Annotated in this window: 11 protein-coding genes; all 11 read left to right on the forward strand. The window is 61.2% G+C overall.

The window, feature by feature from the left end; all coding sequences use genetic code 11:
• Window positions 1-7: 7 nt before the first annotated feature.
• The 11 genes from BM372_RS05715 (at window position 8) to BM372_RS05765 (ending at window position 15598) form a co-directional block, all read left to right on the forward strand.
• Entirely contained in the window at window positions 8-1690 is a 1683-nt protein-coding gene (locus BM372_RS05715; protein WP_256214069.1) for a glycosyltransferase family 4 protein, read from the forward strand.
• On the forward strand, window positions 1690-2577 hold the full coding sequence (locus tag BM372_RS05720) for an ABC transporter permease (protein ID WP_256214070.1): 888 nt from the start codon (window positions 1690-1692) through the stop codon (window positions 2575-2577). The genes BM372_RS05715 and BM372_RS05720 overlap by 1 nt, the downstream gene beginning before the upstream one ends.
• Window positions 2564-3451 (forward strand): ABC transporter ATP-binding protein, encoded by an 888-nt coding sequence (locus BM372_RS05725; protein WP_090953104.1) that lies wholly within the window; start codon window positions 2564-2566, stop codon window positions 3449-3451. Before BM372_RS05720 ends, BM372_RS05725 begins: the two co-directional genes overlap by 14 nt.
• Window positions 3452-3579: 128 nt before the next feature.
• The gene (locus BM372_RS05730; RefSeq protein ID WP_371261704.1) at window positions 3580-5358 is read left to right on the forward strand and encodes a glycosyltransferase family protein; all 1779 of its coding nucleotides are present in this window, start codon (window positions 3580-3582) and stop codon (window positions 5356-5358) included.
• On the forward strand, window positions 5345-6619 hold the full coding sequence (wecC, locus tag BM372_RS05735) for a UDP-N-acetyl-D-mannosamine dehydrogenase (RefSeq protein WP_090953728.1): 1275 nt from the start codon (window positions 5345-5347) through the stop codon (window positions 6617-6619). Before BM372_RS05730 ends, wecC begins: the two co-directional genes overlap by 14 nt.
• 61 nt (window positions 6620-6680) lie before the next feature.
• On the forward strand, window positions 6681-8237 hold the full coding sequence (locus BM372_RS05740) for a glycosyltransferase (RefSeq protein ID WP_090953108.1): 1557 nt from the start codon (window positions 6681-6683) through the stop codon (window positions 8235-8237).
• Window positions 8238-8321: 84 nt separating this feature from the next.
• Complete coding sequence (locus tag BM372_RS05745) at window positions 8322-10568, forward strand: fibronectin type III domain-containing protein (protein WP_090953110.1); 2247 nt, start codon at window positions 8322-8324, stop codon at window positions 10566-10568.
• A 57-nt stretch (window positions 10569-10625) separates the two neighbouring features.
• Window positions 10626-12137 (forward strand): glycosyltransferase family 2 protein, encoded by a 1512-nt coding sequence (locus BM372_RS05750; RefSeq protein ID WP_177235906.1) that lies wholly within the window; start codon window positions 10626-10628, stop codon window positions 12135-12137.
• Window positions 12138-12381: 244 nt separating this feature from the next.
• Window positions 12382-13629: an endonuclease/exonuclease/phosphatase family protein gene (locus tag BM372_RS05755; protein WP_143111435.1), complete on the forward strand. Its 1248-nt coding sequence runs from the start codon at window positions 12382-12384 to the stop codon at window positions 13627-13629.
• Between the two features lie 222 nt (window positions 13630-13851).
• Window positions 13852-14793, forward strand: coding sequence for a glycosyltransferase family 2 protein (locus BM372_RS05760; RefSeq protein ID WP_090953115.1), 942 nt, complete (start codon window positions 13852-13854; stop codon window positions 14791-14793).
• Window positions 14794-14866: 73 nt separating this feature from the next.
• Window positions 14867-15598: an acyltransferase gene (locus BM372_RS05765; protein ID WP_143111436.1), complete on the forward strand. Its 732-nt coding sequence runs from the start codon at window positions 14867-14869 to the stop codon at window positions 15596-15598.
• The last annotated feature ends 33 nt before the right edge of the window (window positions 15599-15631 follow it).

Below are 15631 nucleotides of genomic sequence, written 5' to 3' on the forward strand. Positions count from 1 at the left end.
CGATCCGATGGTGCTCTTCCTCCAGCTGTCCCGGCGGCTGCCGTCCGCCGTGGTCCGTCCGTTGGCCCGCCTGACCGCCGCCGTCGCGCCCAGCGGCTCGGTGGCCGTTCCCGTCTTGCTCGCATCGCTTATGCGTGGAGACGACGACGACGTCTGCCGCCGCCTGCGGCTCGCTGCAGACCGGCATGTCGCGGGGGAGAAGGCCCGAAAGCTCGCAGACATTGCGCTCGTCGCTCACCGGCCCGAACTTTCGGATGTTTTGCTGTCGGCAGCAGGGAATGCGACGGGCCTCAAGTCCGCCCAGGCCCGGAGGCTGTGGCATGACGGAAACTTCAGCTCCGCCGTCGCCGTCCTGGAAGGTTCCGGCCCGGTGGGACGTCGCCAGCAGGAACGGCTGGCCGGCGAGCTGGCCGTCTACACGGGGGCGGCGCCCCGGCTCAGCCGCCAGGAGTTCAGCCCTGTTGCTGGGCGGGTATTGCATTTGCTGACGAATTCCCTGCCCCACACCGCCAGCGGATACGCGCAGAGGTCACACTCCATCATGGTGGCCCAACAGGAAGCGGGCTGGGACGTGCTGGCCGTCACGCGGCTCGCGTATCCGGTGCAGGTGGGGAAGCTGCTGGCGCAGGCAGGCGACGTCGTCGACGGAATCCAATACCGGCGCCTCCTTCCGTCCCTGCTGGCACCCACGATGGATGCACGCCTCCAGCAACAGGCCGAGGAACTGCTGAAGGTTGCGCTGGAATTCAAGCCCAGTGTCCTGCACACGACCACACATTTCGTCAACGGACTCGTGGTCCGGGCTGTGGCCGAGGCACTGGATATTCCCTGGGTGTACGAGGTCCGCGGCCAGTTGGCAGACACTTGGGCCGCAACACGGGGACCGCAGGCCACCGCCAGCGAAAAGTACCGGCTGTTTCAGGACCGGGAGACCGAGGTCATGAGGGACGCCGATTTGGTGGTGACGCTGGGGCACGCCATGAAGGCAAACATCGTCGCCGCGGGCATCCCCGGCGAGAAAATCATCATTGCGCCCAACGCCGTCGGCGGAGCGTTCCTCCAGCAGCCGCGGTGTACGGGCGACGCCCGCCGCGAACTCGGCCTGCCTGAGGACGGCCTTTACATCGGTACGGTCAGCAGCATTGTCGCGTATGAGGGCCTGGATGATCTCGTCCAAGCCTTTGCGCACCTTGCGCCGGAATTTCCCCAGCTGCGGCTGCTGATCGTCGGCGACGGCGTGTCCGCCCCCGCCCTTCAGGAGCAGGTCCGCGGCCTGGGACTGGCCGACAGGGCAATATTTACAGGTCGGGTACCGCGGGATCTGGCGCCGCTGTATCACCAGGCACTGGACGTGTTCGTGGTGCCCCGGAAGGACCTGGACGTGACCCGCGCTGTGACTCCGCTGAAGCCGGTCGAGGCACTCGCGAGCTCACGACCTGTGGTGGGAAGCGACCTGCCCGCGCTTCGGGAGATAATAGACGACGGCGGCAACGGACTTTTGGTTCCTGCCGCCTCACCTGAGAAGCTTGCACACACGATCTCGGCGTTGCTCCTCGATGAGAGCCGACGGGCATCGATGGGCCTCGCAGGCCGGGCCGCAGTCCTGGCCGAGAGGACCTGGGCTGCCAACGCCAAGACACTGGCCGCACGTTACGCCGGGCTGCACCACGAACATGAGGAGATCGAGTAGTGTCCGCTGATAGTGCAATAGACGAGGAGCCGGTGGCGGTACAGCCACTCTCCGTGGATATGCGGCGGCTGACCCGTGTCGGTTCGCGGCCTAATTTCCTGGACTATCTTGTTCAGCTCTGGGACTTCCGGCAGTTCATTTTTTACGATGCCCGCGCCCGCGTTCAAAGCGGCACCCGGCGCGACCGCCTCGGCAGCGCATGGTTGCTGCTGAACCCGATCTTCAACGGGCTGACCTACTTCCTGATTTTCGGACTGTTGCTGAAGACCAGCAAGGGTATTGAGAACTTCGTGGGATACCTGGTGGTGGGAATCTTCATCTTCCAGTTCAGCTCCGGGGCCATCACCTCCGGTGCACGCTCCATCCGCAACAACAAATCCATCGTGCAGGCGTTCAACTTCCCGCGCGCAGCGCTCCCCATCGGGGCCAACGTCCGGGAACTGCTGTCAGCCGTTCCCCTGGTCCTGGCCATGCTGCTGATCGTGGTGGTGCTGCCACCGGCAGAGGAGATCACCTGGCTCTGGATACTGGTTGTACCGGCCATACTCCTGCAGTCACTGTTTAACCTCGGCGTGGGCCTCATCCTTGCCCGGATTATTTCCCGGGTTCACGACGTCACCCACCTGCTTCCCTTCGTGCTACGGGCCTGGATGTATGGTTCGGCCATCTTCTACACTTACGACCGCTTCGTGACCCATCCCCAGGTGCTGGCACTGATCAAGCTCAATCCCTTGTTCAACGTGATCGATATTGTCCGGGACTGCGTTCTCTACGCCCGGGTGCCTCAATGGCAGTCCTGGGCCATTCTTGCCGCCTGGGCCTTGGGGGTCCTGGCAGTGGGAATGGTGTACTTCTGGAAGGGGGAAGAATCCTATGGACGCGGCTGAGAAGGAAATTTTCATCGAGGGACATCCCTGTGTCGTGGTAGACAGCGTGCGGATGCGCTATCGGGTTGCCTCGACGGCCTCTTCCGACGCGGATGCCGACACGCCCAAGCCCCGGTTCCTCCGACGCGCCGTCAACAAGCCCAACATGGTGACCGTGCACGCCCTGAACGAGCTCTCCCTGGTGGTGGAACGCGGTGAGTCGGTGGGGATCATCGGCAGAAACGGGTCCGGAAAAAGCACGCTCATGAAGATCATCAGCGGCCAATCCAAACCGACATCGGGGGCGGTGTATGCCTCCAGCACACCGATCATGCTCGGCGTTAACGCGGCCCTCGTCCAGGACCTGTCCGGGGACCAGAATGTCGTGCTGGGGTGCCTCGCAATGGGCATGAGCCGGGCCGAGGTTGACCGAAAATTCAACAGCATTGTCGAACTGTCCGGACTCGAGAAATCCATTCACTTGCCGATGAAGTCCTACTCTTCAGGCATGGCGTCACGCCTCCGGTTTGCGATCGCGGCGAGCGTCGATCCGGAGATTCTCCTGGTGGATGAGGCGCTCAATACCGGCGATGCGCAGTTTGGAGACCGCAGCAAGCGGCGGATGGACGAGCTCCGCGAGCAGGCGGGCTGTGTGTTCGTGGTCAGCCACAGCCTAGACACCATTAAGGACATGTGCACGCGAGTGGTCTGGCTGGACAAGGGTGACCTCATCATGGACGGCGAGCCCGGGGCAGCCATCAAGGCCTACCAGGACTTCACCCGCCACCTGTCCAAGGGCAACAACATTTCAGCCGCCAAGATACTCGAGGACGCAAAAGCGAACCTGGTGGCCACCGAGGTCCGTGGCCGGTCCTCGCGACGGAGCCGAGGTTGATGGCGGGGCTCGGGACGATTCGGACAGGTCTGTGGCATCTGCGGAGGGGTGGTCCGGCGCAGTACAGGTCGTGGCGGGCGCGTCAGCGGATTGATCAGGGCTTCGCCGCACCCCGCAACGTGCAGGGCGTGCAGGCTGCCTGGACGGGACGCGGGGCCAAACGACGGCTTTCGCTGATGCCGGCCACCCTTCCCCAACAACAGCCAGCCCGGCCGGACGTGCGCGCCGCGGTGATCCTCGACGACTTCTCTGCGCTGGCCTTCGGCTATGAGTGGAGCTCCAACGCCGTGCACCCGCACACCTGGCGCAGCGACCTGGCGTCCGGTGGCTTTGACCTCCTGTTCGTCGAGTCTGCCTGGGCCGGAAACGGCGGACTGTGGCGCGGCAAGCTGACCGGCCCCAACGGGCCCAGCGACGAGTTCCGCGAGCTGGTCCAACGGTGCCGGGAGCAGGGGATTCCCACCGTTTTCTGGAACAAGGAAGACCCTCCGCACTACGAGGATTTCCTGCCGGCTGCCCGGCTGTTCGACCACGTCTTCACGTCTGATTCCGGCCGCATTGCGCAGTACACCGCCGATCTGGGGCATGACCGCGTCGCGGTGCTGCCGTTCGCGGCCCAGCCAGCGATCCACAATCCCGTGCGGCCCCGACACGGCCGGCACCAGCGGGACGTTGCCTTTGCCGGAATGTACTTTGCCCACAAATATCCCGAACGCCGTGCCCAGATGGATCTTCTCCTCGGCGGTGCCCTCGACGCGTCCACCCGGATGGGGACGGGCCTGGAAATATTCTCCCGCCAGCTTGGCGGCAACGCTGAGTACCAGTTCCCCGCACCGCTGGACTCGCGCGTGGTCGGTTCGCTGACCTATGCCCAAACACTGTCCGCCTACAAGGCGTACAAGGTTTTCCTCAACGTGAATTCCGTTGTGGACTCGCCGAGCATGTGCGCCCGGCGCATCTTTGAAATCTCCGCGTCCGGGACACCCGTCATCACCGCGCCCAGTGAGGCCATGGGACAGTTCTTCACGCCCGCGGCCGTGCCCGTCGCCGCCACCCGCAAGGAAGCCGAGCACCTCACACGCGCGCTGGTTGCGAATCCGGAGCTGAACGACCGCACCGCCCATCTGGCCCAGCGCACCATCTGGACGCACCACACATACTCCCATCGGGCAGCCACCGTGCTGCAGCACGCCGTGCCGGACATGGCCGGGGGCGTGGCACAACCGTCCCTGTCCGTTCTGTTGCCGACCATCCGGCCCCAGAATCTGGAGCGTGTCTTCCGGACCCTCGCCAGCCAGAGGGGCGTGGAGCCGGAACTGGTGTTGCTCACCCACGGCTTCCAGCTCTCCGCCGAACGCCTGGCAGAGCTGTCCGAAAAGTCCGGGCTGAGGAACGTCGTGCTCCTGGAGGCACCGCGGGAGGTGTCGCTGGGGGAGTGCCTGAACCGGTGCGTCGCCGCGGCCAGCGGGCAGGTCCTCACCAAGATGGACGACGACGACCACTACGGCCCGCACTATCTCAGCGACCAACTCCACGCCTTGGCCTACTCGGGCGCGGACGTCGTGGGCAAGCAGGCACACTACATGCACCTTGAGACCTCCAACGCAGCCATTCTTCGATTTGCCGCGCGGGAACATCGGTTTACCGACTTCGTGATGGGGCCAACTATTATGGGCCGCCGGGAGGTCTTCACTGAACACCCCTTCCAGCACGTTACCGTCGGCGAGGACACCGGATTCCTCCGTGATGCCCGCGGTGCCGGCAAAACCATCTACTCGGCGGACCGCTTCAACTATTTTCAGGTCCGCACCGGAAACGGACACACCTGGCAGGTTGATGACGCTGAACTGCTCGCGTCGGGCGACCTTAAGTTCTACGGAAAGCTGAATGATCATGTCGACATCTAAGACCGCCGAGACGGCACCCCCGATCACGACCGTCGCCGTCGTCGGGCTGGGCTATATCGGGTTGCCCACGGCCGCCATCCTGGCCACGAACGGGCTCGACGTAATCGGCGTCGACGTCAATCCACGCACCGTGGCCGCCATCAACAACGGCGACGTGCCCTTCGTCGAACCCGACTTGGGCGTCCACGTCGCGGGCGCCGTCAGCCAGGGCCGACTCCGGGCTCAGCTCGAAACGCCCGCCGCGGAGGCCTACATCGTGGCGGTGCCGACGCCGTTCCAGGCCGACAAATCGGCCGACATGTCCTACATTGCTGCCGCGGCCCGGGCCATTGCGCCCCAGCTGCGTGGTGGCGAGCTGGTGATCCTGGAGTCCACCTCGCCGCCCGGCAGCACGCGCCGGCTCGCCGAGCTGATCCTTGGGCTTCGCCCGGACCTCAGCCTTGACGGTGCGGACGGCAAGCCGGTACTGCTGGTGGCACACTGCCCGGAACGGGTGCTGCCGGGCCGCATCATGATCGAGCTGGTCACCAATGACCGGGTCGTGGGGGGTCTCACAACAGAGGCCGCGGAGGCCGCCGCTGCGCTGTATGGAGTGTTCTGCCAGGGCGAAATCCACCTCACGGACGCCGCAACGGCGGAGATGTCCAAGCTCGTCGAGAACGCCTACCGGGACGTCAACATCGCGTTTGCGAACGAGCTCTCTGTCATCAGCGACAACCTCGACATCGACGTGTGGGAGCTTATTCGGCTGGCCAACCACCACCCAAGGGTGAACATCCTCCAGCCCGGCCCGGGAGTCGGCGGCCACTGCATCGCCGTTGATCCGTGGTTCATCGTTGCCGCCGATCCCGAAAATTCGTCCCTGATCCGGACGGCGCGCGAGGTCAACGACAGCAAGCCGGGTTACGTTGTGGACCAGGTCCGGAAGGCCGCCAGCGACATCGACCGCCCGGTGATCGCCTGCCTGGGCCTCGCGTTCAAAGCCAACATCGACGACGTCCGGGAGTCTCCGGCGCTGGAGATCGTCCGACGCGTGGCTGAGCTGCATCCGGAGGCCGAAATCCTTGTGGCTGCCCCGCACAAGGACCACCTGCCGAAGGTGCTCGCCGGGATTCCGAACGTCCGTCACGTCGAGACGGACAAAGCGGTTGAGGCCGCCGATGTAGTGGTGCTGCTGGTCGACCACGACAAATTCCGTGAGATTGATCCAGCCAGCCTCGAGGGTAAGCGGGTCATCGACACCCGCGGTTTCTGGCGCTGACGCCAACTGTCGATGCCCGAAGGGGACCAACCCCGAGATCTTGAATGGAAGAACCCAAGTAATGACACTGAACAATATCGGCGTGCCGGAGGACTTCGAGGATTCCGTGGGAAGCCGCCCAAGCTCCCGGCCGGTCCTGCCCAGGGGTTATCACTGCGCCGTGACATGGGGGATACCAACGGAGTATGGGGGGATGACCAATTCCCTGCTTCACCGTTCCCGGGCTTTTGTGCAAGAAGCGGGCGCAGCAGTGGACATCCTGACCTTCGAATGGTCGGAGGACTACGACGAGATTCGCTGCGAGCTTGAAGTCGCCGGCGAGTTGGTACCGGGACTTACCCTGCGGAACCTTTGGGAAGAGTTGGGCCAACTCACTGAAGCCCAGTTGAACACCGCGACGCCGGGCAAGAATGTAAAAGGTGAGTTCTCTGCCATCGGCGAGGAAGAGGACTTTACGGATGAAGTCAGCGGCGGGCTTCTTCGCCGGCGGATCCGTTATGCGGGTGACCAAAAGACCTTACTGCAGGTGGACTACTTCCGGCCCGACGGTTCCCTCCTGGTCGCCGACCGGCGAGATGTTCAAGCCAAGGGGATCGCGGGGGGCCGTCTGGTCACCCTGTGCGGTCTTGACGGCCGGCCGGTGGCGTCCTGGAGCCAAGTTTCGGCGCTTTACCTTTTCTGGCTTGACCTGGTCGTCGCGGGGCGCCAGTCATTCATGATTGTTGACAGTAAGTCGGCTGCCAACTTCATGACCCGGTATCGGCGCGACAACGTCGTCACCATGCATGTGGTGCACAATTCGCACTTGGCAAGCCGTGCCGTTCCACCCTACGGGGAGTTGAGTCCCAGCCGACGGTACGTCTTCGAACGCTTGGGTTCCTTCGATTCCATCGTTTTCCTGACGGCAAGCCAGAAAAAAGACGTGGATCTGCTCTTGGACAGCCCGGGAAACGCATGTGTGATCCCGAACAGCCGCTTCCTGCCTCCAGTGTCCAGTCCGGAGCGCGGACATGACCCCGAACTGGGGGTAATTCTTGGGAGCCTGACAACACGCAAGCGCCTTGAGGATGCCGTTTCTGCGCTCGGTTTGGCCAGAAGCTCATCGGGTATGGACTTCAATCTGAAGATCTACGGGAAAGGCCCCGAGGAAGCTTCCCTGCGTGATCTCATTGCAGACCAGGATCTCGGGGAGGTTGTGACTTTGCCTGGTTACTCCGCGTCAGCCCGGCAGGAATTTGAGCGTGCTTCCTTCACGCTGTTGAGTAGCAAACTGGCGGTGCAGGGGCTGGTCCTGATCGAGGCCATGAGCGTTGGCTGCATTCCGATCGCCTATGACGTTCCGTACGGCCCGGCCGACATCATCGACGACGGTGTAAATGGCTTTCTGGTGAAGGCAGGCGACGTGCAGGCGATGGCCGACGTCATCGTCAGGCTCCGGACTATGGAACCAACAGCTATGGAAGAGTTGCGGCTGCAGGCTGTAGCCAAGTCCAAAACTTTCAGCGATGAAGCCGCAACGGAACGCTGGGGGGCCGAGATGCGGGCCGCAGCGGACCATAAGCTGAGCGCCGCGCTCGACCGCAAGATCAACGCCGCCATGGAGCCACAGAAGGTCTGATTCCCTACACGCGCCCGCGCTAACCATCCGGCCCGAGCGGCCGATAGTCCTGACTAGAAGGATTGTCGCTGCAGTCGTGACCTGATGGGAGCCCCAATGTCCTCTCTTTTAGTAAGCCGAGCCGGCAGGATCGCCGCAACGGCCACGGTGGCGGTATTGGGTGTAATAATCGCCACGCCCCAGCCGTCATCGGATGCCCACCAGGCGGGTACAACTGCATCGCTGTCCAGAATCGAGCGACTGGCAACAACGGCGGTCGCTCCGCCTGCCGGGTTGAAGTCGGTGGGTCAGACAGGGGATTCCGTCTCGTTGTCGTGGGGTGCTGTTGCGGGCACGGCTGAGTATCGTGTGATGGTCTCGGTCAACGCGGACATGTCCGGTGCCGTGTATTGGCGGTTCCCGTCCACTGCCGGGACCGTGAAGTACCTCAATCCTGCAACGAAATACTATTTCAAGGTCCGGTCGTTGAAGTCTGACGGTTCGGCATTGACGGCCTACTCGGCGGCGGCAACGGCTACGACAGGTGCTGCGGCGCCGGCCCCGCCTGCTGGTTTGAAGGCGGTGGGCCAGACGGGAGATTCGGTCTCGTTGTCGTGGGGTGCTGTTGCGGGCACGGCTGAGTATCGTGTGATGGTTTCGGCGAACGCGGACATGTCCGGTGCCGTGTATTGGCGGTTCCCGTCCACCACCGGAACGGTGAAGTTGCTGAAGCCGGCGACGAAGTATTACTTCAAGGTCCGGTCGTTGAAGTCTGACGGTTCGGCATTGACGGCTTACTCGGCGGCGGCAACGGCTACGACAGGTGCTGCGGCGCCGGCTCCGCCTGCTGGGTTGAGGGCGGTGGGTCAGACGGGGGAATCGGTCTCGTTGTCGTGGGGTGCTGTCGCCGGCACGGCTGAGTATCGTGTGATGGTCTCGGCGAACGCGGACATGTCCGGTGCCGTGTATTGGCGGTTCCCGTCCACCACCGGAACGGTGAAGTTGCTGAAGCCGGCGACGACCTACTATTTCAAGATTCGGTCGTTGAAGTCCGACGGTTCTGCCTTGACCGCTTATTCGTCAGCAGTGTCCGCGAAAACTGGTGCGGCAACTCCCGCAGCCCCGACTGGTCTGAGGATGGCCTTCCAAACGCCCACTGCGTTGGGCCTGGCCTGGAATGCCGCTCCGGCCGCTGAACGCTACCGCATTGCTCTCAGCCCCAACGCGGACATGAGCAAGGCCACTTACTACCGATTCACGGAACTGTCCGCAGACATCAGGGGTCTTACTCCCGGCACTGCTTACTATGCCCAGGTGCGTTCGATCACGGCGGACGGGACGAACATCAGTGCCTACAGTCCGATTGTGCGGATCTCGACCTCGGCGGCTCCGGTTCTTGGTCCTGTCGCCAACCCCTTGTCTGTGGCGAGCTACAACATTCACTGCGCCAACTGTGAAGACCAGATGCCAACCGAAGTTCCCTGGGTAGACCGCCGCGATGCTGTTGTAAAGACCATAGTGTCCAAGCGCCCGGATATTATGGGCATCCAGGAGGCGTCGCAGGGGTGGCTGGCAGATTCGCCTGCCGGGGGCCTGTCCCAGTTCGAAGACCTGCGCAACCGGCTCAGCGACGCCGGTGCCCCTTACAAGTTGACGAATGAAATGCGCAACAACTGCGTGGATCCGCACACTCCGACTGATTGCATTCCCAAGGAACAGGGCGCAACCAAGGGGACCAGGATTTTCTACAACCCTGACAAAGTGCGGATCGTCCGGTCCGGGTCCAAGCTTCTGCCCTCCCTTTCACTGGAAAAGAACCAGCGGTACCTCGCATGGGCCGAGGTCGTGCAGCTCTCCACGGGCAAGCACTTCTTCTTCGGGGACACGCATCTCGAAGTGGACAAGGCAGAAGGGTACAACGAGCTGAGGCGTCAGCAGGCCCAGACGATCGTCAGCGTGATCAAGGCCCAGAACACAACGAATCTGCCTGTGCTCATGGTGGGGGACATGAACTCCAGTAAGTGGCTGGTGCCGTCCAACGCACCTTACGATGTCTTCACGGCCGCAGGGCTGGTCGATCCGCTCGGCAACACCTACGGCAGCACCCTGCCCAGCGGCTACGCGACGGCGGAGAAGGTGACGAACCGGAACATCAACAGCTGGAACGGGTTCGAACGGCTGGCACGGGCCAGCGCCCCGGGAACCAACGGAACGTACATCGACTACATCTTCACGTCAAAGATGCGGGTACCAACCTGGGAGACTGTCGCCAACGTGGACAGCGCCGGTAACTATGTGGGGCAATTACCCTCTGACCACAACATGATCTACGCCACGGTCAGTCTTCCGTAGCATTCATTACGATGTGGGCGCCAACAGTGGATGCGCCATGCCTTAGGGTTATTCGGGGTGGCACCGCAGTTGGTGCTGTACGCCGCTGCAATCATTGGAGCACGGGACTTCCCGTGCGCCGGCCCCCAAGCCTTTCCGCTACTAAGGAGCACCAAGATCATGCCGCACGGCCCCCACGCGGACACCATATCCTCTGACGACGCGCCAGCGGTTTCCGTTGTTGTCCCGGTTTTCAACGCCATGCCGTACCTTCGGGAACTGCTCGATTCATTGGCGGCGCAGGATCTGGAAGCAAGTGCGTTCGAGGTCTTCCTCGTGGACGATGGCTCAACCGACGGCGGTTCGGAGTATATGGATGACTTCGCAACTCGCCACCCGAACGTGACGGTGCATCATCAAGAGAATCATGGCTGGCCGGGCCAGCCTCGAAATCTCGGCATCGCTAGCACAACCGGGAGGTATGTGTTCTTCGCAGATGCCGACGACGTTCTCGCTCCGCAGGCGCTCAGGGAGCTGGTTGCCTTTGCCGACATCCACGGTTCGGATGTCGTTATTCCGTCCATGGCAGGGACCCACGGGCGCGTTGTACCGCCCTGGTTGTACATCAAGACCGACGTAGACGTTGCCTTGCCCAAGGCCTTTAAGACCCTTGCGCCGCAAAAGCTATACCGGCGTTCATTGCTGGTTGACAATGACATCCTGTTCCCCTTGGAGAAAGTTCGCCTCGAAGACGGAATCTTCAACGCGCAGGCTTACCTTTTGGCCAAACGGATATCGGTCTTGGGCGGCGAAACTCTCTACTTCCTGCGCAACCGAGATGATGGCCAAAATATTAGCTCGGGCGGATTCGACCCTGCCGGATACACCGGCTCTCTGGCGAGCATTTGCGACGCCGTTGTTGCTGCCAGCCTTGCCCCGGACGTCACGGCGGACGTTCTCGCCGGGCTGTACCGCAGGAAATGCCTCAAGATCTATACGCCCGGCCGATTTGAGCGGTACTCGGAAAAAAGACGGCAGGCATGGTTGGAAGCGCACGGGGCATTCATTGAGCGCTTCATCCCGGAAAGCGTCGAAAATCGCCTCGCGGAGCCGTACAAAAGCCGCTCCGCTCTCGTCAGGCGAAAGGATGCAGAGGCGCTACTGGACCTTGGCCGGAATGAAGAGGACCCGCGCGTGACGGCGGCCTTCTGGGGAGGCCGCCCCCTTGAGGACGGAAGCCTCGAGTTGTTCTTCGAAGCGTCAGTGGTAGGACGGTTCGAAATGCCCAGTCTCGTGTGCGAGCTCCGGCACCGCGACGGGAACGGATTGATGGCCGTTCCGGTCAAGCGTGACCAGCGGATCCAGACCGTCTATTCCAAGGCCGGCCTTTTCCGCGGAATATTGACGGCCCAAGCGTTGAACGACTTGCGTGCTGGCACCCATGATTTCTTCCTGGCCACGTACATTGACAGGAAATACATCACATCACGGGTCAGGCGCCCCGAGTCCAGCGGGCTTCCTATCACCGACAGCAGGATGCATTTTTACGGTACCGGGCAAGGGAACTTCAGTCTGTCTGTAGCCAATTAGTAATCAATTTGGGCGTGTCGCAAGGCGTGGATTAGAGATCCCGGTGTTTTAATGCAAGACTTTCACCGTCTTTCAGCCCACAAGCCTTATCCAGTGTCTCGCGAGGTTACTCTTGGCTACATTGCCTGCCCTGTCCTTAGTTCGCTCTGCCCGGCGTTGGCGCATTTTGCCAGTGGCCCTATTGGCCCTTGTCCTGGCCGTTCCACTGCCGGCTGCAACTGCCGCAGTTGGGATAAAGCCGGCGGTGACTTATGCCACGCCTAGCGGGCTAACATCCTCGGCCCAGAGCAGTACGTCACTGACATACAAATGGAATGCAGTTGCCGGTGCACCGAAATACCGCATCCAGATCTCGCCCAACGCCGACATGTCCGGTGCCAGCTTCTACAGGTTTTCCTCCAACACGGGAGAAATCCGGAGTTTGAAGCCGAACACCAAGTACTACGCCAAGGTCCGCGTGATCACCCTCGACGGAGGAAACCTCAGCCCCTATTCTTCGGCTGTTGCGGCCAAGACCCTGGCTGCGCCTGTTCTTTCCGCCATTACGAATGGGCTCTCGGTGGCAAGCTACAACGTCAAATGCGACAACTGCTTTGACGGGCTGCCAAATGAGCTAACTTGGTCGGGCCGCAGGGACGCCGTGGTCTCCACAATTGTCTCGAAGGTTCCGGACGTCGTCGGTGTTCAGGAAGCCTCGCAGGGCTGGCTAAAGAACGAGACACGGCCGGGTGGGCTTTCCCAGTTTGAGGATCTCCAGGAACGGTTGTATAAGCGGGGAATCAATTACCAGCTCACCAACGCCAAACGCAATAACTGTGTCAACGACGTCACGCCGACCAACTGCGTATATGCGGACCGAGGGGCGTCCCAGGGAACCAAGATTCTCTATAACAAGGGCACCGTCGATCTCGTAAGCCAAGGCTCGGTTGCACTTCCAAAGCTCAGCGCGGGGGACAACACCCGGTACCTCGCTTGGTCAGTCCTGCGGCAGCGTTCCACCGGAAAGTCTTTCTTCTTCGGTGACACGCAGTTGGACTCTAGCAAAGCAAGCGGCTACTACGAACTGCGAAAGGCTCAGACCTCCGCCATAGTTTCAGCCATTGCGCGTCTCAACACCGGAAAGCTGCCCGTGATCACGGTGGGCGACTTCAATTCGCACAAGTGGACCGACCCGTCGAACGCCCCTTACGACGTGATGGTGGGAGCCGGCTACGTCGACCCGTTGGGCAATACGTACAAGAATGACGCTCCCTCCGCTTTCGCTACCGCGGAACTGCGAATCCGGGCCAACTACGACAGCTACAACGGCTTCGAGCGGAAGGCCCGGGCAAGGAATACAACGGGGAACGGGACCTACCTGGATTACATCTTCACGTCCAAGATGAGGGTGGGGAAGTGGGAAACTGTCATCAACATCGATTCGGCAGGCAACTTCATCGGAACCATCCCCTCTGACCACAACATGATCCACGCGGTGGTCCAGCTTCCGTAAGCTCTTGGCGCAGCGAGGGCGTCTGCGCAGCCAATAGGTTGCTGCAGGCGCCCTCCGCATTTCCAGCCCGGGGTGCCACGTCGGGGAGGCACCTGTCTCCTTGCTAGCATTGGCGAGGACAGTCGGCCTGAATGCCCACGAAGTCGTTGCCCGCGCGGTGCGCCGTCCTCGGCCCCACAACCGGCGACTCTCGTCAAACAGCCGCAGTGAATAAAGTTCGGAGTGCAGTTGCAGATTGTTAGCTTGACCATGGTTAAGAACGAAGAAGACATCATTGAGGCCTTCGTACGCTATAACCTGAGGTCCATTGATCACATGTTCATCGCAGACAACATGTCCACGGACGGCACAGCCGATATCCTGCAGGCGCTCAAGGCGGAAGGGCTCCCCCTGACGCTATCCACGGACTACGATCAGGCTCTGAAGCAAAACGAGAAGATGACCGCAATGTACAGGGATGCGTTCAAGAAACATGCATTTGAGTATGTTTTTCTCCTCGACGCTGACGAATTTCTTGATCTTGACCGCGAGACAATGTTTGGTCTCCGCGAGTCGCACGGGGGCGCAACGGCATATTACGTCAAGCGCGTCAACTTCCTTTACGGCGGTGAGGTGGCTGACCGAGGTAATTTGGCCATATTCGACATCATGTCGGTGCCCGACACTGTCCCGGCGACTGACAAGTCAATGATCTTCCACGAGGCCGGTAAGTGCGGCGGATTCAAAATTGGTAACGGCAACCATCACGTCAGGGACTGGTCGCGAACTGAGCCCCACGTCTCGGTGAAGCCGGAAAAGGAATTCGCGTTGATACGGCATTTGCCGCTCCGTTCAGTTGAACAATACATGCGCAAGAGTCTGCTCGGATGGTTCGCCCTGCAGCTTCGCGAAGCAGGCGTTAATGCGGCCAAGCAGACAGTGGGTTCCCACTGGCGCACGCAATACCGGCTCATCCTGGAACAGGATTGCAAGGTGGATGCGGAAACTATGATCTCTAACGTCTACGGGGCGAGCTACGCCAAAAGGTCCGGCCCCCGGGACGCGCCGACGATTGATTTTGACCTCAAGTACGAACACTTGATGCGGAAGCAGACCATCACAACGCAACTCGCGCGCATGTACGAAGCAACGATTGATAATATGTGGGCGCAAGCGCCTTCCTAAGGGCGCTGCTGGTCCCGCTCGGGATGCCCGGAATACATGGCTTAGATAACAGCCGCCACCAGAAGGAAAATGAGTGTCAGTCGTAGTTCGCGGACAGGAAATTATCGGATATTCAGATGACAACGGCAACATTGTCACTGGGTCCCCGAATTTGCTTCCGTCTAGTTCTATTGAATTTAAAGGGTCTAACTGTCGGGTCGAATTTTCCGATAGAGTAAAGTTTCATGGTGCGATCGTTTTTCACCGCGACGACTCAAGCGTTGAAATGGGTAAATGGACGTGGTATCGCGGAAGGATTACCCTTGGATTGGGTTGCTCCATTTCAATGGGTGAAAAGTTTTACAGTGGATATGACTTGCAGATCACTGCGGCTGAAGGTGCGGACGTTATCCTGGGCGACGACGTTCTAATCGCAAATCACTGCCGGATCCGCGCCGACGATTCTCATCCGATTTATGACGGGGTGTCCGGACGGCGGCTCAATGTTTCCTCAACTATCGTCGTTGAGGACCACGTGTGGCTGGGCCAGGAGGTATTCCTACTGCCGGGTGCGTTTGTGGGTTCCGGCAGTGTCGTGGGAGCCAGAAGCGTCGTCACCAAGAGCCGCCCGGTGCCGTCAAATAGCCTGGCGCTCGGCTCCCCGGCAAGAGTTCAACGGGAAAAAATTAACTGGATTCGAACCCATCTGCAGATGACAGACCAGCCGGACGTTGTACCGTCAATTTTTTCTGGCGACGACTTAACTGACAACGGCCGGTCATTTAGTCAGCGGTTTCGCGCAGCGGTTGCAGAGTTCCGCAGATAAATCGGGTGCCGACGCCGGCTGGAGAAGCCGCCG

This window comes from Arthrobacter sp. ov118 (assembly GCF_900116495.1).
GTDB lineage: Bacteria > Actinomycetota > Actinomycetes > Actinomycetales > Micrococcaceae > Arthrobacter.